This is a genomic window from Mucilaginibacter mali, from assembly GCF_013283875.1.
GTDB lineage: Bacteria > Bacteroidota > Bacteroidia > Sphingobacteriales > Sphingobacteriaceae > Mucilaginibacter > Mucilaginibacter mali.
In genome coordinates this window covers 1,773,309-1,799,850 of sequence record NZ_CP054139.1, presented here as the reverse complement: position 1 = coordinate 1,799,850, position 26,542 = coordinate 1,773,309, and the positions used below count along the sequence as shown (strand labels likewise).

General features: G+C 45.5%; 22 protein-coding genes. 17 read left to right on the top strand and 5 right to left on the bottom strand.

Annotated elements, in window-relative coordinates; translation table 11 throughout:
• The first annotated feature begins 162 nt into the window (after positions 1 to 162).
• The 14 genes from HQ865_RS07620 (at position 163) to HQ865_RS07555 (ending at position 18,106) form a co-directional block, all read left to right on the top strand.
• Positions 163 to 1,773, top strand: a complete 1,611-nt coding sequence (locus tag HQ865_RS07620) for a CTP synthase (RefSeq protein ID WP_173414317.1) — start codon at positions 163 to 165, stop codon at positions 1,771 to 1,773.
• A gap of 16 nt (positions 1,774 to 1,789) precedes the next feature.
• Positions 1,790 to 3,613 (top strand): membrane protein insertase YidC, encoded by a 1,824-nt coding sequence (gene yidC / locus HQ865_RS07615; RefSeq protein WP_173414316.1) that lies wholly within the window; start codon positions 1,790 to 1,792, stop codon positions 3,611 to 3,613.
• Positions 3,614 to 3,708: 95 nt separating this feature from the next.
• Positions 3,709 to 4,959 carry a TlpA disulfide reductase family protein gene (locus HQ865_RS07610; protein ID WP_173414315.1) on the top strand — a complete coding sequence of 417 codons (1,251 nt, stop codon included), beginning with the start codon at positions 3,709 to 3,711 and terminating at the stop codon, positions 4,957 to 4,959.
• A 22-nt stretch (positions 4,960 to 4,981) separates the two neighbouring features.
• On the top strand, positions 4,982 to 5,536 hold the full coding sequence (locus HQ865_RS07605) for a hypothetical protein (RefSeq protein WP_173414314.1): 555 nt from the start codon (positions 4,982 to 4,984) through the stop codon (positions 5,534 to 5,536).
• A gap of 43 nt (positions 5,537 to 5,579) precedes the next feature.
• On the top strand, positions 5,580 to 6,962 hold the full coding sequence (locus tag HQ865_RS07600; protein ID WP_173414313.1) for an exonuclease domain-containing protein: 1,383 nt from the start codon (positions 5,580 to 5,582) through the stop codon (positions 6,960 to 6,962).
• Positions 6,963 to 7,140: 178 nt separating this feature from the next.
• A complete protein-coding gene (locus tag HQ865_RS07595) occupies positions 7,141 to 8,319 on the top strand; it encodes an acetyl-CoA C-acyltransferase (RefSeq protein ID WP_173414312.1) in 1,179 nt (392 codons plus the stop codon).
• Positions 8,320 to 8,327: 8 nt separating this feature from the next.
• The gene (locus tag HQ865_RS07590) at positions 8,328 to 9,236 is read left to right on the top strand and encodes a hypothetical protein (RefSeq protein ID WP_173414311.1); all 909 of its coding nucleotides are present in this window, start codon (positions 8,328 to 8,330) and stop codon (positions 9,234 to 9,236) included.
• A 101-nt stretch (positions 9,237 to 9,337) separates the two neighbouring features.
• Complete coding sequence (locus HQ865_RS07585) at positions 9,338 to 10,828, top strand: POT family MFS transporter (RefSeq protein ID WP_173414310.1); 1,491 nt, start codon at positions 9,338 to 9,340, stop codon at positions 10,826 to 10,828.
• Between the two features lie 127 nt (positions 10,829 to 10,955).
• Positions 10,956 to 11,687 (top strand): polyprenol monophosphomannose synthase, encoded by a 732-nt coding sequence (locus HQ865_RS07580; RefSeq protein WP_173414309.1) that lies wholly within the window; start codon positions 10,956 to 10,958, stop codon positions 11,685 to 11,687.
• A gap of 125 nt (positions 11,688 to 11,812) precedes the next feature.
• Entirely contained in the window at positions 11,813 to 12,835 is a 1,023-nt protein-coding gene (gene ruvB / locus HQ865_RS07575) for a Holliday junction branch migration DNA helicase RuvB (RefSeq protein ID WP_173414308.1), read from the top strand.
• A 44-nt stretch (positions 12,836 to 12,879) separates the two neighbouring features.
• Positions 12,880 to 15,165 (top strand): GH92 family glycosyl hydrolase, encoded by a 2,286-nt coding sequence (locus tag HQ865_RS07570; protein ID WP_173414307.1) that lies wholly within the window; start codon positions 12,880 to 12,882, stop codon positions 15,163 to 15,165.
• Between the two features lie 163 nt (positions 15,166 to 15,328).
• Entirely contained in the window at positions 15,329 to 16,108 is a 780-nt protein-coding gene (locus tag HQ865_RS07565) for a polysaccharide deacetylase family protein (protein ID WP_237073804.1), read from the top strand.
• A gap of 220 nt (positions 16,109 to 16,328) precedes the next feature.
• Entirely contained in the window at positions 16,329 to 17,255 is a 927-nt protein-coding gene (gene queG, locus HQ865_RS07560) for a tRNA epoxyqueuosine(34) reductase QueG (RefSeq protein ID WP_173414305.1), read from the top strand.
• The gene (locus HQ865_RS07555; protein WP_173414304.1) at positions 17,252 to 18,106 is read left to right on the top strand and encodes a hypothetical protein; all 855 of its coding nucleotides are present in this window, start codon (positions 17,252 to 17,254) and stop codon (positions 18,104 to 18,106) included. Before queG ends, HQ865_RS07555 begins: the two co-directional genes overlap by 4 nt.
• On the opposite strand, the gene HQ865_RS07550 is transcribed toward HQ865_RS07555, so the two are convergent.
• Positions 18,093 to 19,097: a 3'-5' exonuclease gene (locus HQ865_RS07550; RefSeq protein ID WP_173414303.1), complete on the bottom strand. Its 1,005-nt coding sequence runs from the start codon at positions 19,095 to 19,097 to the stop codon at positions 18,093 to 18,095. The two genes, HQ865_RS07555 and HQ865_RS07550, sit on opposite strands and share 14 nt — an antisense overlap.
• 124 nt (positions 19,098 to 19,221) lie before the next feature.
• Here HQ865_RS07550 and HQ865_RS07545 point away from each other — a divergent pair, with 124 nt between their 5' ends.
• Both HQ865_RS07545 and HQ865_RS07540 read left to right on the top strand, forming a co-directional pair.
• On the top strand, positions 19,222 to 21,195 hold the full coding sequence (locus tag HQ865_RS07545) for a DUF3857 domain-containing protein (RefSeq protein ID WP_173414302.1): 1,974 nt from the start codon (positions 19,222 to 19,224) through the stop codon (positions 21,193 to 21,195).
• Positions 21,196 to 23,106 carry a DUF3857 domain-containing protein gene (locus HQ865_RS07540; RefSeq protein WP_173414301.1) on the top strand — a complete coding sequence of 637 codons (1,911 nt, stop codon included), beginning with the start codon at positions 21,196 to 21,198 and terminating at the stop codon, positions 23,104 to 23,106.
• Here HQ865_RS07540 and HQ865_RS26040 read toward each other — a convergent pair.
• The gene (locus HQ865_RS26040; protein ID WP_262889721.1) at positions 23,093 to 23,221 is read right to left on the bottom strand and encodes a hypothetical protein; all 129 of its coding nucleotides are present in this window, start codon (positions 23,219 to 23,221) and stop codon (positions 23,093 to 23,095) included. The genes HQ865_RS07540 and HQ865_RS26040 overlap by 14 nt on opposite strands.
• Before the next feature lie 26 nt (positions 23,222 to 23,247).
• Between HQ865_RS26040 and HQ865_RS07535 the strand changes: the two genes are divergently transcribed.
• Entirely contained in the window at positions 23,248 to 23,988 is a 741-nt protein-coding gene (locus tag HQ865_RS07535; RefSeq protein WP_173414300.1) for a TMEM175 family protein, read from the top strand.
• 37 nt (positions 23,989 to 24,025) lie between these two features.
• On the opposite strand, the gene HQ865_RS07530 is transcribed toward HQ865_RS07535, so the two are convergent.
• From HQ865_RS07530 to HQ865_RS07520, 3 genes are read right to left on the bottom strand one after another with little or no spacing between them, the layout of a single operon-like run.
• Positions 24,026 to 24,580 carry a DUF4199 domain-containing protein gene (locus HQ865_RS07530; RefSeq protein ID WP_173414299.1) on the bottom strand — a complete coding sequence of 185 codons (555 nt, stop codon included), beginning with the start codon at positions 24,578 to 24,580 and terminating at the stop codon, positions 24,026 to 24,028.
• An 8-nt stretch (positions 24,581 to 24,588) separates the two neighbouring features.
• Positions 24,589 to 25,257 (bottom strand): hypothetical protein, encoded by a 669-nt coding sequence (locus HQ865_RS07525; RefSeq protein ID WP_173414298.1) that lies wholly within the window; start codon positions 25,255 to 25,257, stop codon positions 24,589 to 24,591.
• 7 nt (positions 25,258 to 25,264) lie between these two features.
• Positions 25,265 to 26,515 (bottom strand): dihydroorotase, encoded by a 1,251-nt coding sequence (locus HQ865_RS07520; protein WP_173414297.1) that lies wholly within the window; start codon positions 26,513 to 26,515, stop codon positions 25,265 to 25,267.
• Between the last annotated feature and the right edge of the window lie 27 nt (positions 26,516 to 26,542).

The window sequence follows — 26,542 nt, the reverse complement described above, 5'->3', positions numbered from 1 at the left end:
TGGATAAATGTATTTGTACTGTTTAATTTACCAGAGACAGTATTTGCATATGGATACCAACCAATTAGGTTGTTATTAAGTAAAGCTTTTCCACAATTGTAAATATCACTGCCAAATCCCGCAATTTTTCTTACTTTTGTATCCCGTACACAAACAAACTCCATGACTAAATACATCTTTGTTACGGGCGGCGTTACTTCGTCGTTAGGAAAGGGAATTATATCAGCATCGCTGGCAAAACTCCTTCAGGCGCGTGGTTACCGCGTAACTATTCAAAAGTTCGATCCTTACATTAATATCGACCCGGGAACGCTTAACCCTTACGAGCATGGCGAATGCTATGTTACCGAGGACGGCGCTGAAACCGACCTTGACCTGGGCCACTATGAGCGATTTTTAAATACCCCAACTTCGCAATCAAACAATATCACTACCGGCCGCATCTACCAAAATGTGATCAATCGCGAGCGTGAGGGCGCATTTTTGGGTAAAACCGTACAGGTGGTACCCCACATTACCGACGAGATCAAACGCAATTTCCGTATGCTGGGCGAAAACGGCGAATACGATATTGTTATTACCGAAATTGGCGGCACTGTTGGCGATATCGAATCGCTGCCGTTTGTAGAAGCTGTGCGCCAGTTTAAATGGGAAGTAGGTTCGGGCAATGCGCTGGTGATCCACCTTACGCTGATCCCTTACCTGGCTGCCGCCGGCGAGTTGAAGACCAAGCCAACCCAACACTCGGTTAAAATGTTGCTGGAGTATGGTATCCAGCCTGATATTTTGGTTTGCCGTACCGAGCATCACATTAACCAGGATGTGCGCAAAAAGATAGCCCTGTTCTGTAACGTAAACATCAACGCGGTTATCGAATCGATAGACGCATCAACCATTTACGATGTACCCCTGCTGATGCTGAAAGAGCAGTTGGATAAAACCGTACTGACCAAATTAAAGCTGCCTAACAAGAATGAGCCTAACCTGGAAAACTGGAAGGATTTCCTTGGTCGCCTTAAAAATCCATTATCCGAGATACGCATCGGCCTGGTAGGTAAATACGTGGAATTGCCCGATGCTTACAAATCCATCATCGAATCATTTGTACACGCCGGTGCTAAAAACGAGTGCAAGGTTAAGGTGATAACCATCCAATCAGAACATATGACACCGGAAAACGCTGTTGAAAAGCTGAAGGGCCTGCATGGTGTACTGGTTGCGCCGGGCTTCGGTCAGCGTGGTTTTGAAGGTAAAATAGCCGCTATTAAATACGTGCGCGAAAATAATATCCCGTTTTTTGGCATTTGTTTAGGGATGCAGTGTGCCGTGGTTGAATACGGCCGCAACGTGCTTGGTTTAACCAATGCCAGCAGTACCGAGATGAACCCGGAGACCCCGCACCCGGTTATCGCCATGATGGAAGATCAGAAAAATATCAAAAATATGGGCGGTACCATGCGTTTAGGCGCCTACGCCTGCGATCTGAAAGCCGGCAGTAAGGCTGCCGCCATTTACGGCAAAACCCATATCAGCGAACGCCACCGCCATCGCTATGAGTTTAATAACGAGTATCTTAAGGCTTACAAAGAGGGCGGCATGACCCCATCGGGCATGAACCCGGATAACGGTTTGGTGGAGATCGTAGAGCTGAAAAACCATCCGTTCTTCATCGGCGCGCAATTTCACCCCGAATTAAAATCAACTGTTGCAAATCCTCATCCACTTTTTGTTAACTTTGTCGCCGCTTCGCTGGCTTACGCCCGCAAGAATTAATGTACTTTAAGAAATAATGGATAGAAATACGTTTACAGGGTTATTCCTGATCATGATCATCCTGGTGGGATCGTTCTTTTTAATGAAGCCATCGGACGCGGATATCAAAAAAGAGCAGGAGCGCAATCACCTTGACTCAATGAAAAAGGCCGGTTTAATAAAACCTGCCGCGGCTGCCGCCAAATTTGATACTACTAAAAAAACGGTTGTTACCGATTCGGCGATATTAAAAACGCCATTCGGCGCGGCAACTGCCGGTGTTGATGAACTGGCAACTTTAGAGAACCGCGACCTGCGCGTAAAGATCAGCGCTAAAGGCGGCCGCATCTACTCGGTTGAGTTAAAGGACCAGAAGACTTTCGATAAGAAGCCGCTGATCCTTTTCCAGGGTAATGGCAACCAGTTTGGCTTAAATTTTAAAGCCGGCGATAAAACCATCAATACCAACAATTACTACTTTAAAGCCAGCGCGCCAAGCGTAGTAGTTGCCGATAAAGATTCGGCATCGCTTACCATGCGCTTAAGCTATAGCCCTACGCAATACATCGATTACGTGTACAGCATAAAAGGTGTTAGCAACAAGGTTGACCTGGTAATTAAGCCTACCGGTTTGGATAACGTGATGGGCAACACCCTAAACCTGCAATGGAGCGCCAACCTGCAAAAGCAGGAAAAGGACATGAAGCTGGAGCGCCAGTATTCGACCGTGTACTACAAGAACGCCGATAATGATGTTTACAACCTGAGCACCAGTTCTGACGAGCAGAAAACTATTAGCGATAAAAAACTGCAATGGTTCTCGTTCAAACAGCACTTCTTCTCTAACGTGATCATCTCTAAGCAGGGTTTCAGCAATGCAAACCTTTCAGTAGCTACCGATGCCGCCGATACCAGCATTGTAAAAGCCATGAAGGCCGATGTGGTGCTGAACAAGGACAACACAGGCAACTACCCGCTGGAGTTTTACTTTGGCCCTAACCGCTTCTCTACCCTGCAACTGCAAGGCTACGACCTTGAAAAACAGGTTGACCTGGGCTGGGGACCGTTAAAATACATCAACCGCTTCGCGGTGTTACCGGTGTTTTCGTTCTTCGATAAGTTTAACTGGAACTATGGTATCATCATCCTGCTGTTAACGCTGATATTGAAATTGGTGTTATCGCCACTTACCTACAAATCGTACCTGTCGATGGCTAAAATGCGTGTGCTGAAGCCGGAAATGGACGAGATAAAAGCCAAGGTTGGCGAAGACAACCCTACCCTGCTGCAACAGGAATACCTGAAGCTGTACAAAAAAGCCGGCGTTAACCCGCTGGGGGGCTGTTTACCATTGCTGATCCAAATGCCGATCGTGATCGCGTTCTTCCGCTTTTTCCCAAGCTTGTTCGAGCTGCGTGGTCAAAGCTTCCTATGGATGCACGATCTTTCTACCTACGATTCGGTTATAAAATTTGGCACCAGCATCCCGGTACTGGGCGATCACATCAGCGCGATGTGTTTACTGATGACCATCAGTACGCTGATCTACACCTATTTCAATAACCAGATCTCGGGCGCAACCGGGCAGATGAAATACATAGGCTACATTACCCCTATCATCTTCTTCGGCGCGCTGAATGGTTATCCATCAGGTCTGAATTATTACTACTTCCTGGCCAACATGATGACCTTCCTGCAGCAGTATCTCATCAAATTTATGGTTGATGACAAAAAGATCCATGCCCAGATACAGGAAAACAAAAAGAAGCCCGAAGAGAAAAAGAAAAAATCAGGCTTTAGCGCCCGCATGGAAGAAATGATGCGCCAGCAACAAGCAGCGGCAGCTAAAAAGGGCAAATAACTAAACAAGCTTTTAGCTAAAAAATGCCACGACGATCGTCGTGGCATTTTTTGTTTGTGTAATTTGTATATTCGGTGAACCTGCCATTCAATATCATGAAAACAAAGCTACTAACCATTTGCATCTTGCTAAACACGATACTGTGCTTTGGCAACCCAAGTTTTAAATGCACTATTAAAGGCGCCATTATAAACCGGAACAGCAAGGTATTGTACCTCACAAAAGCGTCTGACGCGCGTGATGCCAACAGGCAGGTCATCGATATAAAAGATAATGCTTTTGAATACACATTTGATGTTACTGAAACAGAAGCTTATCAATTGATCTTTAAAGACGAGATAGACCATGGCTCGTGGCACCCGGTTATCTTTTTCCCTGTAGGGGGCGGTATATCGTTTAAAATTTACGATATGGAAAACTCGGGAAAGAACGAGGTTACCGGAGGAAAACTGAATAAAGAGCTTTATAATTTCTTATCGATGCAGAAAACCACATTCGATCCTGAATATAAAGTACTAAAGGATAAAGAGGATATTCTGACAAAGAACCACGAATATCGAAGCGCTGCATATGATAGTGTAATAGCTGCGCTAAGCAATAAATCACATGACAAGGTAGACAGATCGGTATATCTTAAACTGGCAGAATTGCGTAAAACAGGTGATGAATACACACCAAAAGGTAAATTACTATCGCTGGAAAGTAAGGCCATTGCCCGCAGGGTGAATAAATGGAAATATGCGTATATCAATAAGAACCTCAACGAGTTTTCTTATTATTTGATGTTACAGGATGCTTTTTATTCGAAAGACAGGCCGGATGTTGCGGAAGAAATGAACAAAGCGTACCCTGCTTATGCCGCTAAATTCCCTCAGCATAGTTACACAAAAATTATTGGCAACGAGTTGAACAGTCTTTTTAAGATCAAAGTAGGCCAGCAAATAATGGATCTTACAGCTTCCGATCTTTCAGGCAGATCATATCAGTTATCCGAATTATCTAAAGGCAAAATAACACTGATCGACCTTTGGGGATCATGGTGCGGGCCCTGCATTTCGGCCACGCGTACCATGTTACCTATTTATTACGAGTTTAAAGATAAAGGCTTTACCCTGGTTGGTATAGCCCGCGAATTTAAAAGCACCAATGACCTTGCCAATGCCCTTAAGCGCGAAAAATACCCCTGGATAAATTTGGTAGAGATGGATGATAAAAATGAGATATGGAATAAATTCGGCATCAGTAACGGGGCAGGTATGATGGTGTTGGTGGACAAGGATGGCAAGATAATAGCCATAAACCCCACCGATGCCGAGGTGAAAAAAGCGATAATAGAACGGATATAATAGCAATAACGACCTGTAAAAAATGACCACGTATTACAAAGAATATGTGATAGAGGTGGTACATGACCAGCGATACACCTTTGGTTCGGCTGATAACATAAATAACTATAAATTTCAATACGATGCATCTGGTACCTGGTATGGATCACAGCATGGTATAAGGATAAACAAGGACGATACTGAACTATCCAGTGCAATTGTTGCTTGCACCGCTGGTGCAACTACAATACATAAACATTCTTTTTTAATTGGTGATGAAAATATCTTCATCTGTTGTGCAAACCATGTTTTCGCATTGAAAATCCCCGAACTCACTCTTTCATGGCAATTAAAAGCAGATTCGGCAACTTGTTTTGCTATATATCCATTTAAAAACGATATGCTGGTACATGGCGAACTTGAAATAAGCCGTATCGATTTTAATGGTAATATCAAATGGCAGTTCGGTGCGCGGGATATATTTGCAACCCCGGATGGAGAAAGTTCCTTTGAAATAATGGACGATAGGATCTATTTAAAAGACTTTGAGCACAATATCTATATTTTAGATGAAAACGGAATTGAAACTAATCTTTAATTAACTAACCTCCGATCACCAAAAATAACTAACTTTGTTAGCAATGTACGCGATTGTAGATATAGAGACCACCGGCGGCCACGCCAGCGCCAACGGAATAACCGAGGTGGCTATCTGTATTCATGATGGTATGCAGGTTACGCACCGCTACGAAACGTTGGTTAATCCCGGGCGTGACATCCCGGTTTATATACGTGCCCTAACCGGCATTAGTAATGAGATGGTGCAGGGTGCCCCCTACTTTGGGCAAGTGGCGCACGAGATTTACCAGTTACTGCATGATAAGATCTTCGTGGCGCATAATGTCAATTTTGATTATTCTTTCCTGCGCTATCACCTGTCGGCTTCGGGGTATGATCTCAACTGCAATAAGCTTTGTACCGTTCGCCTTGGGCGTAAAATATTGCCGGGGCTGCCCTCCTATAGTTTGGGCAAATTGTGCCATCATTTAGGTATCGCCAATGCCAGTCGCCACCGCGCGGGGGGCGATGCCGATGCTACCGCAGAGTTGTTTGGCTTGCTGTTGCGCAGCGATACCAATAAGCATATCCTGGCATCGCTTAAACACAACAGCAAGGAGCAGAACCTGCCGCCGCATTTGCCTAAAAACGTAATTGAATCGCTGCCGCTGATGCCGGGCGTATATTATTTTCACGATCAAAAGGGTAAGGTGATTTACGTAGGCAAGGCCGTAAACATTAAAAAACGGGTACGCAGCCATTTCAGCGGGAATAATCCTAACCAGCAACGGCAGGAGTTTTTGCGCAATATCCACCACATTACCTACCAGGAATGCGGAACCGAACTGATGTCGCTGGCGATGGAAGCGGTAGAGATCAAACGCTTGTGGCCAAAATACAACCGCTCGCTTAAACGCTTTGAGCATCGCTTTGGCCTGTATACCTATAAAGATCAGCGCGGCTACCTGCGCCTGGCGGTGGATAAGCACCGCAAATATGCCGATGCCGTGCATAACTGCAAATCGCTTTTGGAAGGTTACGGTATCCTTAACCAGTTGATAGAAGAGTTTGAGTTATGCCCCAAGCTATGCTTCATCCAAAAAAATAATGATACCTGCACCGGCAGCCTGAAGGAACAATGCGCCTGCGAGGGTGTGGAGGACGCCGAAGCCTACAATCAAAAGGTGGATAACGCCATCAACAGCTTAAAGGAGCAGCTGCCTACCTTTGCCCTGCGCGATAAAGGCCGCAACTACGATGAGCAAAGCTGTATGCTGATAGAGAACGGCCGCTTTTACGGCATGGGCTATATCACCAACGATTTCCAGGTAGATAATTTCGAAGCGCTGAAAGCGCTTCTTTTACCCTACCCTGATAATGGTTATATCCGCAACCTGGTGCTGGCCCATGTAGAACGTTACCCGGCTAAGAAGCTGGATTTGGTGTGGGAGATGGCTGGGGTTTAGTGGTGATTTAACCACAAAGACACAGAGAAAAAAACACAGAGTACACAGCGTTTTGTTATTTTTAACCAGATAGCTAAACAAGAAAACGCTGTGTACTCTGTGTTTTTTTCTGTGGTTAAAAATCTACTACTATAAGCCGGTTAAAAAAATCTACCTTTGCGGCACCAATTTAAAATTTATGAAGGAAGTAGTTATTGTTGCGGCTACCCGTACGCCTATCGGCAGCTTCGGGGGTTCGCTGGCATCGTTAAGCGCCACACAACTGGGCGCAGTAGTAATAAAAAGCGTTGTTGAAAAGGCTGGTTTAAAGCCAGAACAGGTGCAGGAGGTGTATTTCGGCAACGTGATGTCGGCCAATTTGGGCCAGGCGCCGGCTACCCAGGCAGCCAAATTTGCCGGTCTGCCCGACTTGCCCGCCACTACCATCAACAAAGTTTGTGCATCGGGAATGAAGGCCGTGATGCTGGCCGCGCAAAGTATTGCCTTAGGTCAGCAGGATATTGTTGTGGCCGGTGGCATGGAGAGCATGAGCAATGTGCCCTACTATTTGGATAAAGCCCGTACCGGTTACCGTTTAGGTCATGGTCAGATTACAGATGGCCTGGTTAAAGATGGCCTTTGGGATGTATATAATGATTACCACATGGGTTCGGCAGCTGAATTGTGTGCTGTTGATTGCAATATCAGCCGCGAAGAGCAGGACGCATTCGCCATCGAATCGTACAAACGTTCGCAGCAGGCTATCGCCGATGGCAAATTTGCTGCTGAGATAACCCCGGTTGAAATAAAAGACCGTAAAGGTGAGGTTACCTTTTTCAGTACCGACGAAGAAGCCGCTGCTGTAAAGTTTGATAAGATCCCAACCCTTAAACCGGTATTTAAAAAGGATGGTACAGTTACCGCCGCCAATGCATCAACCCTGAATGATGGCGCTGCCGCTTTAGTTTTAATGAGCCGCGAAAGGGCCGATGCAATGGGTATTAAACCTATTGCCCGTGTTGTTGCTTATGCCGATGCGCAGCAGGCGCCGGAATGGTTCACCACCGCGCCGTCGAAAGCCATCCCTTTAGCCTTGCATAATGCAACCCTAACTGCCGATGATATCGACTTCTTCGAGATCAACGAGGCTTTCTCGGTTGTGGCTCTCGCCAATAATCAACTATTAAAATTGGATCCGGCCAGGGTAAACGTTAATGGCGGTGCTGTTTCCTTAGGCCACCCGCTGGGTGCTTCGGGCGCGCGTATAATTGTGACTTTGGCACATGTACTTCAACAAAATAAAGGTAAATATGGCGTAGCGGGCATTTGCAACGGCGGCGGCGGCGCAAGCGCAATTGTTATCGAAAATTTGCGTTAATTGAAGTGATGAAAAAAACACTGCTGATACTTTTAATAGTCATAACGGCCAATGCCGCCTTCGCGCAGCAGGCATCGGTAAAACAGCTGAACATTTACCAGGATAGTTTGAAAAAACTGGGCCTGAAAATGATCAACGAGCCAATTGAACTGGAGCGCAAAAACGCTAATTACGCTTTTATTAAAACGCTGGTTAGCGCGCTGAAGATCAATAACTCATTCCTGTTTAAGTTCGATTCGTTAAAAACCATCAGCATTCTTAATTCGCCCGATAACAAGTTCCGCATTTTTAGCTGGTATGTAATGCACGATGACGGCAGTTACCGCTTTTACGGCAGCATACAAATGAACACCGGTGGCCCTTTGGTTTTGCATGGGCTGGAAGACTATTCGCCGCTGCAAACCAACCCTGAAGATTCGGTGGTAAATAACCGCAAGTGGTTTGGCGCGCAGTACTATAAGATCATCCCCGTTTATGCGCAAAAGCCTTACTATGTTTTATTGGGATGGAAAGGCAATACGGTAGAATCGACCAAAAAAGTGATCGAGGTTTTATCTTTTGTTGATAACAAACCACAGTTTGGCCTGCCCGTTTTTGATGGCAACAGCAAAACACGCAGGCGAGTGGTGTTTGAGTACACCCGCACAGTATCTATGCTGCTGCGATATGTGCCCGAGCAAAACCTTATCGTTTTCGATCATTTGGTACCACCAGATAAAAAGATGAAAGACAGACCACAAACTTTTGGGCCCGATCTGAGTTACGACGGCTATAAGCTGCAAAACGGGCACTGGCAATTTGTATCTAACCTGGATATGAAAAACATACCCGATGGCAAAGAGACTCAATTTAACGACCCAAAAAAATCGAAGGAACTTGATAAACAAGCCCTGCCGCCTGAGAAAATACAACAATAACACAGCATTTACCAATATTTATATTATCAACGGCAATTAATTCAGTATAAAATTCTGATTTAGAAGATTAATAGTATTTTAGGAAAATTTTTTAAGATTACATGACAAACGATACACTAACTGTTCCTGCAGAAAAGAAACCGCGTTACCCAAAAAGCGTCCCGTATATCATTGGTAATGAGGCCGCCGAGCGCTTCAGCTTTTATGGTATGCGCTCTATTTTGGTTACCTTTTTGGTGGCGCAATTTTACAACCCTACCGGCGATAAGGCATTAACAACCGTAGCCGAAGCTCATGCTAACGAGAGTACGCACTTTTTTGTAACGCTGGCCTATACGCTCCCGTTTGTGGGTGGTTTAGTTGCCGACTGGTTCACCGGCAAGTACAAATTGATCCTTTACATATCAATGGTGTATTGCTTTGGCCACTTATGCCTGGCTTTATTTGATAGCAATATCAATGGCTTTATCGCGGGTTTGGTTTTAGTTGCCATCGGCGCGGGCGGTATCAAATCCTGCGTATCGGCCAACGTAGGCGATCAGTTTGATGCCACCAATCAGGACCTGCTTTCAAAGGTATATGGCTGGTTCTACTTCAGTATTAACGCGGGTTCCATGTTTTCTACTATGCTTATTCCATGGGTGTATAAATATTATGGCGCGCAATGGGCTTTCGGTATCCCGGGCATCCTGATGGGTTTGGCTACGCTGATCTTCTTCCTAGGTCGTAAAAAATATGTGCGCGTTCCGCCTAAAGGCGTTAACAGAAATAATTTTGTGTTCATCTCGTTTTACGCTTTAACCCATATGAGCCAAAAGAAAGCAGGCCAGTCGTTATTAGATGTTGCCAAGGGTGAGTACGATCCGGAAAAAGTAGAGGGCGTAAAAGCGGTTTACCGTGTAATGGCTGTGTTCTTCTTCGCGCTGGCGTTTTGGGCCGTTTGGGATCAGTGCTTATCAGAGTGGGTATTGCAAGCTGCAAAAATGAACCTGTCTGTTAACCTGGGCTTCACCAAATTTGATGTGATAGCCGGACAGGTAAATACAGTAAACACTATCTTCCTGCTGATATTTATCCCAATATTCAATTATGGCATCTATCCTTTCTTCGATAAGATCGGCTTAAAAACCACTCCTTTAAGAAGATTAGGTGTTGGTTTGATATTAACGGCGCTTTCGTTTGTTATTATTGCCATGATACAGGCCAATATCGATCACGGCGGTTCGCCATCTATCTGGTGGCAAATCCTGGCTTACGCGGTACTTTCAGCTGCTGAAGTATTGGTGTCGATCACCGGTTTGCAGTATGCCTACACCCACTCGCCTGCTTCTATGAAGAGTACCATGTCGGGCATTTGGTTCCTGGTGGTGGCATTGGGTAATTTGATTACCGCCGCGGTTAACAACAACATCAAAAATCACGGTTATTTTGAAGCCCATTTGGCCGGTGCCAATTACTACTGGTTCTTTGTAGGGTTTATAGCTGTGTTTATTGTGTTGTTTATGTTCATAGCACCACGTTTAAAAGAACATAACTACATTGATGACGCTGAAAACGAAAACAAAGTAGTATCAGAAACAGAGAAACTGTAAAATAATTAATACTTAATGCATAAATGCCATTTAACTGTTAAAACAAGTTAAATGGCATTTATTATTTTTGCTTATTGCAATATTAGCTTTAGCTTCGCCTTTTTATTTACTAAACTACATTCTACAGGTGTCGGACAGCATTGTTATTATACCTACTTACAACGAAAAGGAAAATGTTGAGCGCATGATCCGTAAGGTGATGTCGCTCACTCCCGAATTTGACCTGCTGATCATTGACGATGGCTCACCAGATGGCACCGCCGCTATCGTTAAACAATTACAGACCGAATTTTCCGGAAGATTATTTATCGAAGAACGGACAGGCAAGCAAGGTTTAGGTACCGCCTATATACATGGTTTCCGCTGGTGCCTGGAACGCCAATACGAATACATTTTTGAAATGGACTGCGATTTCTCACACAACCCCGATGACCTGATCAGGTTGCGCGATGCGTGTGAGGATGGGGCCGATATGTCGGTAGGTTCACGCTATATAAAAGGAGTGAACGTAGTTAACTGGCCCATGAGCCGGGTGCTGATGAGTTATTTCGCATCGGTTTATGTGCGTTTTATTACAGGCCTTAATATCCAGGATTCTACCGCGGGTTTTGTTTGTTATAAGCGTAAGGTTTTACAAACCATCCAACTGCATAAGATAAAATTTGTGGGCTATGCCTTTCAGATAGAAATGAAGTATACCACTGTGAAACATGGATTTAACGTGGTAGAGATCCCTATTATTTTTACCGACCGCACAGTTGGTACATCCAAAATGTCAGGCGGTATCTTCTATGAAGCCTTTTTTGGCGTTATCCAGATGAAGATCAACAGCATTTTCAGGAAGTATCCTGAAGGATGATTTTAGTCGGAAAGTCCGTAAGACCGAAAGTCCGCAAGATAATGCTTGTTATTTGCACTCCGCTCTTTTGGACTTTCGGTCTTACGGACTTCCGGACTAAATAAATAATCCTATTTTTGTTATCCATGAATGAAAATTTGAATCCCGACCGTGAGCGACTATCATCAGCAGAGTATGATATAGAAAAAGTTTTACGGCCCCAGGCTTTCGAAGATTTTACCGGTCAGCATAAAATATTAGCCAATCTTAAGGTGTTTGTTCAGGCTGCCCGCCAACGTGGCGAAGCGCTTGACCATGTTTTACTGCACGGCCCTCCGGGATTGGGTAAAACCACCCTGTCGCACATCATCGCCAACGAAATGGGCGTAGGCATCAAGATCACCTCAGGACCCGTGCTGGACAAACCCGGCGATCTGGCCGGCCTGCTTACCAACCTTGAAACCGGCGATATCCTTTTTATTGATGAGATACACCGCTTAAGTCCGCTGGTAGAAGAATACTTGTATTCGGCTATGGAGGATTTTAAGATAGATATTATGCTGGAAAGTGGCCCCAACGCCCGCTCGGTGCAATTATCCTTAAATCCGTTTACGCTGGTTGGTGCCACTACCCGCTCCGGTTTGTTGACCGCCCCGCTGCGTGCCCGCTTTGGCATCAATTCTCGATTAGAGTATTACGATGCTAAGTTATTGACCACTATTTTGCTGCGGTCGGCATCGATACTGAAAACGCCCATCAGCGATGAGGGTGCTTATGAGATTGCCCGCCGCAGCCGTGGTACGCCACGTATTGCCAACGCGCTGTTACGCCGCACCCGCGATTTTGCCCAGATAAAGGGTAACGGCACTATCGACACCGAAATAGCTCAATATGCGCTGAACGCGTTGAATGTAGACGAGCATGGCCTGGATGAGATGGACAATAAGATCCTGACAACCATCATCGAGAAGTTTAAGGGCGGGCCTGTCGGATTGAAGACCATAGCGACCGCCGTTGGTGAAGATGAGGGCACCATTGAAGAAGTTTACGAGCCATTTTTGATACAGGAAGGCTTCCTGATGCGTACATCGCGCGGACGGGAAGCTACTGAACATGCCTATAAACACTTAGGCCTGTTTAAACCCGGCGCAAGCCAAACCTTGTTTTAGCATTTACTTAACTATTATATTTACTGACTAATACATCCATTGAGATGAGAAAAACATTATTGACGATGCTTTTTGCCGGAGCGGCGATCGCTTCGCAAGCGCAAATGGTTAACAAGGTTATTGATCCGGTAGAATATGCCAACCCGCTGATGGGTTCGGCATCAAAGCCCGATCTGTCTAACGGTAACACCTACCCTGCTGTAGCTGTGCCCTGGGGCATGAATTTCTGGACGCCGCAAACCGGCAAAATGGGTAACGGCTGGGCCTATACCTACGATGCCGACAAGCTGAAGGGCTTCAAACAAACCCACCAGCCATCGCCGTGGATGAATGATTACGGTCAGTTTTGTATTATGCCGGCTACCGGTGGCATCAAGCTTTCGGAGAACGCGCGGGCCAGCTGGTTCAGTCATAAAGCCGAGGTATCTAAGCCTTATTATTACAGCGTTTACCTTGCCGATCATGATATCACTACCGAAATGACCGCCACCGAACGTGCGGCGCAATTCCGGTTCACTTATCCCAAAAGTGATAATTCGACCATCGTTATCGATGCCTTAGACCGCGGATCGTATATCAAGATCATCCCGGCCGAAAACAAGATCATCGGGTATACCAAAAAATATGCCCGCAGCAGGTTAACCAACTTTAAAAACTACTTTGTTATTTATGTAGATAAGCCGTTTACGCTGGCCAGCGCCTGGAAGGATTCGATAATTGTGAAAGACTCCTTAGAATTAACGGCTAACCACGTAGGCGCGGTTATCGGCTTTAAAACGCGCAAGGGCGAAACGGTGAACATGCGTGTGGCTTCATCGTTCATCAGCTTTGAGCAAGCTGAACTGAACCTAAAACGCGAGATCGGGAGCAACAGCTTCAACACCACCATGACCAACGCCAAAGCCACCTGGAATAAAACCCTGAGCCGCATACAGGTTGAGGGTGGTTCGGTAGATCAGGCACGCACTTTTTATAGCTGCCTGTACCGCATGCTGTTCTTCCCCAACAAGTTATATGAGATTGATGCGAACAACAAACCCGTGCACTGGAGCCCGTACACCGGCCAAACCTACCCGGGCTATATGTTTGCAGGGACCGGTTTTTGGGATACCTTCCGCGCGCTGTACCCATTCCTTAACCTGATGTATCCATCCATTAACAAGGAGATGCAAGAAGGTTTGATAAACGATTACAAAGAGGGCGGCTGGCTACCCGAGTGGAGCAGCCCGGGTTACGCGCCGATCATGATAGGTAACAACTCGGCATCCATCGTGTCCGACGCTTATATTAAGGGCGGTCGTGGCTATGATATCAACAAACTTTACGAGGCGCTTATACACGGTGCTAATGCCGTTGGCCCGGGCGGTACCGGCCGTACCGGTGTTGAATATTACAACACACTGGGTTATGTGCCTTATGATGTGAAGATCAATGAGAACGCCGCCCGTACGCTGGAATATGCTTATGATGATTTTACCATCTACCAATTAGGTAAAAAACTGGGCAAACCTGCGTCTGAAATTGAGATCTACAAAAAGCGCGCGATGAACTACAAAAACCTGTTCGACCCGCAGACAGGTTTAATGCGCGGTAAAAATAAGGATGGCAGCTTCCAGTCGCCGTTTAATCCGTTTAAATGGGGTGATGCCTTTACCGAGGGCAACAGCTGGCACTATAGCTGGAGCGTTTTCCACGATATCAACGGCCTTATCGGTTTAATGGGCGGCAAAAAGGCCTTTGTAAATAAACTGGATTCGGTGTTCACCCTGCCGCCGATATTTGACGACAGCTATTATGGCGATGTGATCCACGAGATCCGCGAGATGCAGATCATGAATATGGGCCAGTACGCGCATGGTAACCAGCCTATTCAGCATATGCTTTACCTGTATAACTATGCCGGCGCGCCATGGAAAACTCAATACTGGGTGCGCGAAGCCATGAACCGCCTGTACAAAGCTACCCCTGATGGCTATTGCGGCGACGAAGATAATGGCCAAACATCGGCTTGGTATGTATTCTCGGCTATGGGCTTCTACCCTGTTTGCCCGGCAACCGATCAGTATGTATTAGGCGCACCGCTGTTTAAGAAAGCGACGCTCAATTTAGAAAACGGCAAAAAAGTGGTGATCAATTCGCCAACTAACAGCGCCGGCAACCGCTATGTAAGCAGTCTGACCTATAACGGCAAACCTTACGATATGACCTGGCTAAGCCATTCGGCCCTGCAAAAAGGCGCGGTGATCGACATCAAAATGGCCCCGGTACCAAATAAGCAACGGGGTATTAAGGACAACGCGGTACCCTATTCATTATCTACCGAAAAGTAATCGCCATCAATTAAACAGGGTAAAAATTTATATGGGTTGTTTAAAACTTAAATTTTTATCCTGTTTAAATAAATTTATTTTAGCCTCTGTTTAATCACAATACCCGCATAATATGTTTAAAATATCCGTAAAGGCCGCTTTGGCCGGTTTATTATTTTCAGGCATGGTATCATCAGCTTCGGCGCAGGGAAATGCCGCTGCTATACTGGCCCGTAAACAAGTACCTATTTTATGCTATCACCAAATACGCGACTGGACCGCTAAAGATTCAAAAAATGCTAAGGACTATATCTGCCCTATCGGCGTTTTTAAAGCGCACATGAAAATGCTGGCCGATAGCGGTTATCATACCATCCTGCCCGATCAATTATACGCATATCTTACAACCGGCGCAGCTTTACCGAGCAAACCCATCATGCTAACGTTTGACGATACCGACCTGGACCAATTCACTATCGCCAATCCTGAGTTGAAGAAATACCACTTTAAAGCGGTTTATTTTGTGATGACCGTATCATTAGGCCGCCCGCATTACATGACGCCTGACATGGTCAAAAAACTATCTGACGAGGGTAACATCATCGGCAGCCATACCTGGGACCACCACATGGTTACCAAATACTCGCACAACTCGGTATTGAAGATCATCGGCAAAAATGGCAAGGTTACTACCAAGCCAACCGACGATTGGGTTACCCAAATTGATAAGCCAACCAAAAAGCTGGAAGAGATCACCGGTAAAAAACTGCAATACTTCGCCTATCCGTTCGGTTTGTGGAACAAGTCGGCTATTGCCGGTATCAAGGAGCATGGCTTTAAGGCGGCATTCTCATTGGCTGATAAACGCGACCCTCAGGATCCGCTGTTTACCATTCGCCGTATTATTACCAGCGGTTACTGGAGCCCCAAGACTTTGAGTACGAGTATCAGGCAGAGTTTTTAAGGCCTATTGCAATAGTTCGTCATCCTGAGCGGCAGCGAAGGATCCCCGATAAGCAGAGCGGAATTGCACAGCCGGGGATGTTTCGCTATCGCTCAACATGACGGGTAGATAATTATTCGGGACTTACGAAGTTTAAAAAACTTCGTAAGTCTTTTTTGTTTGGAGTAGAACCTGATCTTCAACCAACTAATCTCTAATCATTAAACCCTATCTTTGCACAATGCTTAACCGTGCCGAATACAGCAAACTAATAAAAGCCGAGGCCAAACGCCTGGGCTTTATGTTTTGCGGTATTGCCAGGGCTGGCTTTTTGGAGGACGAAGCCCCGCGCTTAGAGGCCTGGCTTAAAGCCGGCAGGCACGGCGAGATGCAGTACATGGAAAACTACTTTGATAAGCGCCTCGATCCGCGCCTGCTGGTTGATGGGGCAAAGTCAGTTATATCCATGGCTTTGAATTATTATACTGATGAAAAGCAAGCCGATCCATCGGCACCCAAAATATCTAAATATGCTTACGGTACCGATTATCATACCGTTATTAAAGACAAACTGAAGCAACTGCTGCAATTTATGCAGGATAATATAGGCGAGGTTGGCGGCAGGGCCTTTGTAGATTCGGCACCGGTGTTGGATAAGGCCTGGGCCAAAAAGGCTGGTTTAGGTTGGATAGGCAAAAACACCAATCTCATCAATCAACGTTCGGGCTCGTTCTTCTTCCTGGCCGAACTGATCGTAGATATTGACCTGGAATACGATATAGAACCCACCGCCGATCATTGCGGTACCTGCACCCGCTGTATCGACGCCTGCCCTACCGAGGCTATCGTGGCGCCTTATGTGGTTGATGGCAGCCGCTGTATCTCTTATCTCACCATCGAATTAAAAAACGAGTTACCACAGGAATTTAAAGGGCAAAACAACGACTGGATGTTCGGGTGCGATGTTTGCCAGGATGTTTGTCCATGGAACAAGTTCTCAGTATTGCATAACGAACCGGCTTTTAAACCCCATCCCGATCTGTTGGGCATCAGCAAAAAAGAATGGGAGGATATCACCGAAGAAACTTTTCAGAAGTTATTTAAAGGATCGGCGGTAAAGCGTACCAAATTTGCCGGATTAAAGCGTAATATTGATTTTATAAAATGATGTTACGCCTGCTCCTATTCGCACTGTTTATCCCCATCTGTATAAATGCCCAGGTTTTAAAAATAAGGGACAGAAGGCCTGACGCGTTGACTGGCAGCCAGTTCGCTCAGTCGGTAAGCGACACCGCGTTAAGTTTAAAGGATAGGGAGAACATTATCTACAAAGCCATCAAACAAGGCAATATCCCCAATTTTTACCGGAAGTTGGTATTAATAACCGATTCGATGAAGGTTAATTATCAGCGAATGGTGATCAGTTATTATGTGTTGCCCGATTATATTGCTATAGGTACCGATGCCGATTACTTTTATTGCCCGATGACGCCCGGCCTGGCGCAGCGTGTGGCCAATAAGTTAAAGTGCAGCCTGCCGACGAGACAACTCTCAGACACGATCTATCAGTATGCCCAAATTAAGCTTTCACCTTTGCCAATTCCGCCCACACAGGCAATGACAACGATGCCGATATTTATCAGGCACAACCAAATGGTACGGTCTCAATTGGATAGCTTGGGTAACAGGTATACACAAGGCAATTTAACGGCAGGTGATAAAAAGGATGTAATTATATCTAATCGCATCTACAACGACACCTCTGCTTATCATGTAGTTATATACGGCTGGCATAGGTTAAACGGCAAGGCTATACAGCTGGTGTATGCCAAACACTTAAACACCTGGGCCGATTACAGCCACGGCATACGCCTCATTCAGCGCGATGTTTGGGTGAACGGCAAAAAGATGGATATTCGGAAAGTACTTTCATCACCAACGCTCAACGTACTCCTCAGCGACGAGGGACCGATCAATAAACCTTACTATCCGGCTAAGAAATTCCTTAACCTTTTTTAAACTTATCCTTTAGCGCGGCCAGCATATCGTCGTTAACCGGTTTGGCCGGGGTGTCATCCTTACGTTTAAAAGGCTTTTGCTGATAGTTATTGTTATTCTTAAAATCCCTTACGGCTTCCTTTTTCTGCTGAACTTCGGCAGATGGCTTGGGTGGCTGCGCCGGGCGCGACTGGCGTTCGGCCTGGCGCTTGGTGTTCCAGCGGTTATAAATACCTTCCAGTTGCTTTTTGGTATATAAAGGAAAATCGCCCTGCATCATCCATGAGTAATAACTTGGTTCGATGCTGAACACCTCCTCTACCTTTTTACCTTTGTGCTTACCGAAGTTGAAGAGTTCGTTACCCTCTTCGTCGTAAACCATACGGCCGGCAAAATCAACTGTGCGGTTAAGGTTAGTGAACTTGTGCAATGCTTCCACATCACCTACAACCGGGATACTGCGTTTGCCTTGTTTATCTTCCCACTCCGTCAGTTCGTATTTTTCTATCTGCGCCAGCAAAACTTCCATGGTGGCACGGGTATCCGCCTCGGCCGAGTGGGCGTTTATAATATCCTTTTGGCAATAAAACTGGTAGGCGGCCTTCAATGTGCGCTGCTCCATCTGGTGGAAGATGTTTTGCACATCTACAAAATGGCGGTTATCTAAACTAAAATCAATCCCCGCACGCATAAACTCCTCCATCAGCATGGGGATATCAAACTTGTTTGAATTATATCCGGCAAGGTCGCTATCGCCAATAAATTCGGCTATTTCGGTACCTAAGGCCTTAAACAATTGCTCGTTCGCAATATGTTCATCATAAATGCCATGTATCAACGATGATTCCAGCGGGATGGGCATACCCGGGTTAACGCGCCAGGTTTTTACCTCTTCGCTGCCATCGGGGTGTAGCTTAATAACAGACAGTTCAACAATACGATCGGCACCTATATTAATTCCCGTTGCTTCGATATCGAAAAACGCGAGCGGTCTTTTTAGTTTTAATTTCATTCAGGCAGTAAATTCGATGGCAAAGGTCAGCAAAAGTATGCATAATACGGGTGTCTATTTTTCCCTTTTTTTTATTTTGATTAAACTAATTGATAACTTAATACCCGTTATTATATTAACCTTGATGAAAAAACCTTTACTATTATTACTCCTATTCACAGCCCCTTTTGTGCTTAAGGCACAGGATTTCCCATTTGGCCAATACAGTCTTGAGGAAATAAATATGCAGAAATATGCCAAAGACACATCAGCGCACGCGGTGGTGTTGAAAGAGTTTGGCAAGGCATGGATCAGCAGCGGCGAACACATCCCGCTGGTATTTGAATATCACAGCAAGATAAAAATATTCGACAATACCGCCTTTGCCCAGGGGACCATCGAAATACCCATTTATAAGATCGACAATAACAGCTACGAGGAAGTCAGCCAAATTGAAGCGGTAACCTATTACCAGGACGAAAGCGGGGCAGTACATAAAACCGAACTCGACCCGAAGCAGATCTTCCACGTTAAGGAGAACCGGTATTGGGATATCGTAAAATTCACCATGCCCAACCTGCGTAAGGGTAGCATTATCGAATACAAATATCATTTAGAAACGCCGCTGCGCTTTACGTTCAGGACCTGGCACTTCCAGTCTACCATACCCAAAATATATTCGGAGTACGAGGCGCATTTGCCGGCCATCTACAACTACAATGTATCGTTACGCGGCTCGCTCAAGCTCACCAAAAACCCAGCCGAGCTGGAAAGGGAGTGCTTTTCGCCGGGTGGCGGCATCAAGTGCGATTGTTCGAAGATCAACTATATTATGGCCGATATCCCGGCGTTTATCCCCGAGGATTATATGACCGCGCCGAAGAATTTCATGTCGGCCATTTATTTCGAAATGTCTGATTACACCGATTTAAATACCGGCGCGAAAATGCGGGTAACCAAAGATTGGAAAGATGTTGATTATGACATGAAGCACGACGAGAATTTTGGCAACCAGGTAAGGCGCACCGGGGCTATGAAGGATAAGATACAGGATGCAATAGCTGGTAAAAAAGACGACTTAGCCAAAGCGCAGGCGATTTATCAATTGGTGCAAAAAAACTTCAAATGGAATAAATTTTACGGCTGGGGCAGCGATGATGGTATAAAAAAGGCTTTTGAAAGCCACTCGGGCAGCGTGGCTGATATTAACTTATCGCTGATAGCCGCTTTAAATGCCGCCAATATCAACACAGAGGCGGTACTGCTGTCTACGCGTGATCATGGTGTGGTAAACAAGCTATATCCTGTGGAAAGCGACTTTAACTATGTGATAGCAAAAGCCAACATCGGCGATAAAAGCTACCTGTTGGATGCCACCGATCCGCTGCTGCCCTTTGGCCTGATCCCTATGGATTGTATTAACGACCAGGGCCGGGTGATGAATATGGATAAGCCATCGTACTGGATAGACCTGGTAGCGCCGGCCAAGAAAACAAGGACCTATGCATTTGATCTTACCCTGCAGGATAATGGTAAGATCAAGGGTACGATGATGAATTATTCGTTTGGTTACGAAGCCCTTGATAAACGCAGGGCCATTAAAAAATTCAACTCGGTTGATGAGTATGTAGAGAACCTGGATAACAAACTGAAGAAGATAAAGATCTTAAAATCGGAAATAATTGGCCTTGATAGTCTCGATAAGCCACTGTCCGAAAAATACGAGATCGAGATAGATGCTTATAGCGATCTGAACAACTCGCGTTTTTCTTTTAATCCATTCATTGTGGACCGTGTTGGCGAGAATCCATTCAAGCTGCAGGAACGTAATTACCCGGTAGACAGGGGTGCCATGTACGATGATAAATTTATCTTAACACTGCACCTCCCCAAGGATTTTGAGGTGGAAACCATGCCGCAAAATGTGGCGCTGTCTATGCCATTAAGTGGTGGCCGCTTTATTGTGTCGTACGAGAAACTGGAGGATGGCTTAACATTTTCGCATAGCACCCAGTTTAATCGCTCTATTTATTCGCCCAGTGAGTATCCTTACCTGAAGGAAATTTTCAATAAGATCATCCAGGCTGAGAACACCGAAGTTATTTTGAAGAAGAAATAGATGAGAGCCTTTTTGTTATTAGCAGGCGCATGCCTGTATTTTATTTCGGCACGGGCGCAGCAAAATTATGATGCATCACTTATCCCCCAGCCACTGCTGGCTTACTCAAGCGCGGTGATCCGTTATAGCGACCAGGAGATTGAGGTAAAGGATCTGGATAATACGATCTATCATATCAAAGAGGCCATTACCATCCTTAACAAAAATGGCGACCAGCATGCCGAAATTGGCGTTTGGCACAATAAAAGCTGTACCATCAGGTATATTAAAGGCGCGGTTTATAATTCGGCCGGCAAACTAACAGGCAAATTTGCCGAAAAGGATTTCGAGGATGCCAGCGCTGCCAGCAACTCCTCGCTGTTTGAAGATTCCCGTGTGAAGCATTACCAGCCTGCTGTTATTGATTATCCGTACACAGTTGAGTACGAATATGAGGTACGATCGAAACAAACCCTTAACTTTTACGATTGGGAGCCCAACCCAGGCACCGGCGTATCGGTAGAGAAAAGCTATTTCTCGTTTACCGCCAAGCCCGGTTTTAAGATCAATTATAAAGAGATCAACAGCCCTAACCCTGTTGAAATAAGCACCAACAAAGAGGGGCTTAAAACCTATGCCTGGCATTTGGGCAATTTAAAATCGGTTAAGTACGAGCCTTATAGTCCAGATGCATCCAAATACCTGACCATGGTAAAGATAGCGCCGGAGAAATTCAGCTATGAGGGTATCGGCGGTTCGTTCACCAACTGGCAGGAACTGGGCAAATGGATCTACGATAAGCTATTGTTAAACCGTGATAAGTTACCGGATGAGACCGTGGCAAACATGAAGCAACTGACGGCCGGCATTACCGACCCCAAACTAAAGGCGAAAAAGATATACGAATACATGCAGCAAAAAACCCGCTATGTAAGCATACAAGTGGGCATTGGCGGGTACCAACCCTTTTTAGCTTCGGATGTAGATCAGTCAAGTTATGGCGATTGCAAGGCTTTAGTAAATTACACGCATGCGCTGTTGAAGGCGGTAGATATCGAATCGTGGTATTGCGTGGTAAAATCAGGCTCGAAAAAGAAAAGCTTTATGACTGATTTTGCCAGCATGGACCAGGGAGACCATGTGATACTATGCGTGCCTTTTAAAAGCGATACTACCTGGCTGGAGTGCACCAGCCAAACTATCCCGTTTGGTTTTTTAGGTGATTTTACCGATGACCGCTGGGTATTGGCCTGTACGCCCAACGGCGGCAAATTGATGCATACGCCAAAATATACAGCCGCGGCAAACATTACCAGCCGCAAAGCCGATCTGAATATCGACGCGGCGGGCGAGCTTTCGGGTACCATGATCACCAAATTTGGCGGTACGGATTATGATGTCCGCGACAGCTTTATCGACGAGGCCTATACCGAACAGTTAAAAGGCATCAAGGCAGCCTACCCTATCAGTAATCTCGATATCGAAAAATTGGAATTCACCAAAGCCAAAAGTACCGAAGCTGTAACTACCGAGAACATTAAACTAAAAGCCCGGGAATTTGCCTCGCTTAATTCGGGGAAGTATTATTTTAAGGTTAACCTGGCCAATCGCATAAACCACGTACCCGATGAAGTGCGCAATCGCAATACCGATGTTTATATTAACCGCGGGTATGTGGAGGAAGACGAGATCAGCTATACCTTGCCCGTCGGTTACCATTCGGATAAATCGCTGTTAAATAAGAGCATTGAAAAGCCTTTTGGCAAGTATACGGTGAGCATGCAGGTGAACGGACAGCACCTGGTGTACAAAAGGCATTTACAAATGAACGATGGCACTTACAGTAAGGATAACTACCAGGATCTGGTTGATTTTTACCAGGCCGTAGCCGATGCGGATAGCTATACGGTAGCTTTGGTTAAAAATAACTGAAGATAACTATGCCCAATATAATGCCCACCACCATTACAATATAAAGCAGTAATTCGTTTTGGGCGAAGCGCTTGTATTTGGTCCAGAAGGAATAATCTTCTTTTTTGTTAGCCATTGTGCAAAAATATTAAATTAGGAACTATGAATTTAGAAGAAGAACAGGAAATTAAAAAAGAGTTTCAGTTAGAGCGGGTTATACTTTTTAGCGACGCCGTTTTTGCCATCATTATTACTATTATGGTGATTGAGCTGAAGTTTCCCGAAACCATAAAGGAAATGAAGCTCCACAGCCCAGAGCTGCATCACGCGATTGCCGAGGTGGTGTTGAAATTTACCGGTTACCTGGTTAGCTTTTTTATAGTTGCCCGCTTTTGGATGACGCATTTGAAGATCTTCAGCTTCCTGAAGGATTATAACAACAAATTGCTGATGCTGAACCTTGCCTTCTTGTTCTGCGTGTCGTTATTTCCGTTTGGCGTAACTTTAATCACCGGTACTTTTAAGCCAGGTTCGGTGCAATATGGCTGGGGGATGACCACTTATATCACCATCTTCTTTGCAGGTACGTTGACTCAATCCCTGCTGATCAGGTACCTGGTTTTAAATAAAAATACGCTATGCGTAGCCCCCGACAAAATTGAGAATGAACTACGATGGAAATCGACAAAGTTTATGATCGGCTCACTTGGCTTTTTCTTCCTTGTGCTGATATTAGCTAATTACTTCGAGTTACCACCGCTTTTGTATATATATATTATGGCGTTTTTTGGTGTAGTGAATGGTGTAGTGGTAAGGAAACTTTACCCTAACGAAGCAACAAGCGATAGCAAGCCGGTGATTCTTAGAATATTCTCCAGAAAAAAAGCATCCCCAAAAGCCTGATGGCCCCGGGGATGCTTTAGATATCATTCCGTTTCGATTATTCGGTTGGGGTCGAATCTAACTCATCAGCAATATCCATTGGCGATTTTTCCTTTTTAACGATCGCGGCAGAGATCAAGCTTACGATGACACCTGAAATAGCTGATCCTACAGCCGCGCCGAAAGCGCCGAAGATAGCACCGTATTTTGTGCCCATTGCCGTAGCTTTTTCAATCTGTTCATCGCTCATACCCGCTTCAACATACTTATCATGCTGAGCCTCCATTGCCTGAACCAGCATATTTGGATTAATGAAGCCTAAATAGATGTACATAAAAACACCCAGTATCAGGCCGGCAAATAAGGCATACCTGAAACCGGCAGAAAAGGCCTCACCATAAGTAATAAAACCTTTTAGCTGCTGCTTGTACTCGGTTTGGGCAAGCACCAGGAAAGCGATAAATGGTATAAACGACACATATTTTATAGGCGACGTTTGATCGACATTTAAAAATTGGAAAGTGAACGTCAGTACAATAGATACCGCGGTGTAAATAAGCGCCCACTTTGTGGCCACTTTAGTGGAGTTAGGTTTTGGGTCAAATGGGTTCATTGTGGTTTTTATTTAAAGTTAATTAAAATTCCATACACTGCCATATCAAAATCCCTGGCCACCGCGTGCTGTGCCACCGCTTTTTCTGTTTCTTCGGATGCATCGATATGCTGAAAGAAAGCCATCATCGGGTAGAAAAGGGCTTTCAGTTCCGCGTCGGCCGGCAGCTTTTGGGCCACCTTAGTTATCTCGGCTAACGGACTTTCCATTAAGATCTGGTTTTCGATAACCGGTTCGTAAATGCTGTATTCATCCTGAAACTCGTCATCATCAACCAGTAAAAACTCTTTCAGGTAATCTTCCAGTTCGGGTTCGATCTCTTCATCGATACATTCGGTAAGGTATAACAGCAGGTTCAGCAATTCGGTGCCTCTATCCAGCGTTTCTTCTTCGATGGCCTCCCATTCCGGGCTTTCCAGGTAGTCATCTTCCAGCTTAATAGCATCAGCGCTAAAGAAGTTGATCATCAACAGATCAAAGAACACTTCGCGAAGTTCCTCCAATTTGGGCTCGTTATCAAATACTTCGTCCAGGTCGTCCACCTTGTCCATAAAGGGCTTATCGGTAGAAAAAACAGCGATCAGCTTATCTGTGGCGGGTACCGCGTTATAGCTGCCATACTTGGTAAAAGCGCTCAGCGCTGCTCCAATGGAGGTCTGTATCTTTGGATCGATCATGTTTTTATTAAGATTTAAATACCTGATTATTGTTACAAGTCAACAATACTTTTCCCGTTAAGGTTTGCCCCATAAACGGCGAATTGTACGATCTTGACATATTGCCTTCTTTGTTATACGCCCACTCGCTTGCAGTATCTGCGATTACAAGGTTAGCTTTTTGCCCCTCGTTTATAACCGCAGCTTCAATTCCTAATATTTGGCGTGGAGCGACAGCCATTTTCTGTACGATCTTCTCATAAGCAAGTCCGGATCGCAATATGGTAGACAATGCTGTTTGCAGCGAGATCATACCATATTCGGCTATTTCAAACTCTACATCTTTAAACTCTACTTCGTGCGGGGTGTGTTGGGATACGATAGCGTCTATGGTATCGTCATTTAGCCCGGCTATCAGCGCATCCACATCACTTTGGGTACGCAGGGGTGGCTTTACCTTATACTGGCTATCGAAACCAACCAGGGCTTCATCGGTAAGGGTTAAGTGGTGAGCGGCAACATCGCAGGTTACCTTTAAGCCCTTCTTCTTCGCTTCGCCGATCAGTTCGGCCGAGCGTTTTGTCGATATCGTACTGAAATGTATGGGCGAACCGGTGTACTCTGCCAGGTAAAGATCACGGGCTATCATCAGTTCCTCGGCCAGCGACGGGATGCCCTTCATGCCCAACAGGGTGCTTACTTCACCTTCATGTACCTTGGCTTTTCCAGCTATGGCGGTATCCTCCGGGTACGAGAATACCAGGCCGTCAAAACCCTGCGCATATAGCAGCGCGCGTTCCATCAGGCCGGCATCCTGCACGGGGCGGTTACCATCTGTAAAAGCTTTCGCGCCGCTCAGGTGCATATCATACATTTCGGCCAAATCCTTGCCCTCGCGCTTTTGCGAAATTGTACCCAGCGGATAAACATCAACCAGATTGTTTTTGGCTTTGTTTACCAAATATTCCACCTCAGTTTTTGAATGTACGGCATTGGCATTGGGCATCAGCGCCAGCCCGGTGAAACCACCTGCGGCAGCGGCCCTGGTGCCGGTTTCCAGATCTTCTTTAGTTTCTTTGCCCAGTTCGCCGATGTTGCAATTCAGGTCGAAAAAGCCGGGAGAAACATATTTGCCGGTCCCATCAAACTTTTCATGATCGCTGGTGATACCCGCGGCTATCTGTTTGATGACGCCATTTTCAATTAAAATATCGGCTTTTTGTTGATGGAACGGAGAATTGGGATCGATAATAGTGGCAGAAGTGATAAGCAAATTCATAGTTGTTGCTTTATGATACAAAGGTAC

What these genes read in the sequence shown, in the direction of transcription:
- HQ865_RS07520 (WP_173414297.1), bottom strand. Translation starts at nt 26,515, where the DNA reads ATGAATTTGCTTATCACTTCTGCCACTATTATCGATCCCAATTCTCCG.
- HQ865_RS07590 (WP_173414311.1), top strand. Translation starts at nt 8,328, where the DNA reads ATGAAAAAAACACTGCTGATACTTTTAATAGTCATAACGGCCAATGCC.
- HQ865_RS07610 (WP_173414315.1), top strand. Translation starts at nt 3,709, where the DNA reads ATGAAAACAAAGCTACTAACCATTTGCATCTTGCTAAACACGATACTG.
- HQ865_RS07555 (WP_173414304.1), top strand. Translation starts at nt 17,252, where the DNA reads ATGATGTTACGCCTGCTCCTATTCGCACTGTTTATCCCCATCTGTATA.
- HQ865_RS07550 (WP_173414303.1), bottom strand. Translation starts at nt 19,097, where the DNA reads ATGAAATTAAAACTAAAAAGACCGCTCGCGTTTTTCGATATCGAAGCA.
- HQ865_RS07605 (WP_173414314.1), top strand. Translation starts at nt 4,982, where the DNA reads ATGACCACGTATTACAAAGAATATGTGATAGAGGTGGTACATGACCAG.
- HQ865_RS07595 (WP_173414312.1), top strand. Translation starts at nt 7,141, where the DNA reads ATGAAGGAAGTAGTTATTGTTGCGGCTACCCGTACGCCTATCGGCAGC.
- ruvB (WP_173414308.1), top strand. Translation starts at nt 11,813, where the DNA reads ATGAATGAAAATTTGAATCCCGACCGTGAGCGACTATCATCAGCAGAG.
- HQ865_RS07525 (WP_173414298.1), bottom strand. Translation starts at nt 25,257, where the DNA reads ATGATCGATCCAAAGATACAGACCTCCATTGGAGCAGCGCTGAGCGCT.
- yidC (WP_173414316.1), top strand. Translation starts at nt 1,790, where the DNA reads ATGGATAGAAATACGTTTACAGGGTTATTCCTGATCATGATCATCCTG.
- HQ865_RS26040 (WP_262889721.1), bottom strand. Translation starts at nt 23,221, where the DNA reads ATGGCTAACAAAAAAGAAGATTATTCCTTCTGGACCAAATACAAGCGC.
- queG (WP_173414305.1), top strand. Translation starts at nt 16,329, where the DNA reads ATGCTTAACCGTGCCGAATACAGCAAACTAATAAAAGCCGAGGCCAAA.
- HQ865_RS07570 (WP_173414307.1), top strand. Translation starts at nt 12,880, where the DNA reads ATGAGAAAAACATTATTGACGATGCTTTTTGCCGGAGCGGCGATCGCT.
- HQ865_RS07600 (WP_173414313.1), top strand. Translation starts at nt 5,580, where the DNA reads ATGTACGCGATTGTAGATATAGAGACCACCGGCGGCCACGCCAGCGCC.
- HQ865_RS07545 (WP_173414302.1), top strand. Translation starts at nt 19,222, where the DNA reads ATGAAAAAACCTTTACTATTATTACTCCTATTCACAGCCCCTTTTGTG.
- HQ865_RS07585 (WP_173414310.1), top strand. Translation starts at nt 9,338, where the DNA reads ATGACAAACGATACACTAACTGTTCCTGCAGAAAAGAAACCGCGTTAC.
- HQ865_RS07535 (WP_173414300.1), top strand. Translation starts at nt 23,248, where the DNA reads ATGAATTTAGAAGAAGAACAGGAAATTAAAAAAGAGTTTCAGTTAGAG.
- HQ865_RS07540 (WP_173414301.1), top strand. Translation starts at nt 21,196, where the DNA reads ATGAGAGCCTTTTTGTTATTAGCAGGCGCATGCCTGTATTTTATTTCG.
- HQ865_RS07565 (WP_237073804.1), top strand. Translation starts at nt 15,329, where the DNA reads ATGGTATCATCAGCTTCGGCGCAGGGAAATGCCGCTGCTATACTGGCC.
- HQ865_RS07530 (WP_173414299.1), bottom strand. Translation starts at nt 24,580, where the DNA reads ATGAACCCATTTGACCCAAAACCTAACTCCACTAAAGTGGCCACAAAG.
- HQ865_RS07620 (WP_173414317.1), top strand. Translation starts at nt 163, where the DNA reads ATGACTAAATACATCTTTGTTACGGGCGGCGTTACTTCGTCGTTAGGA.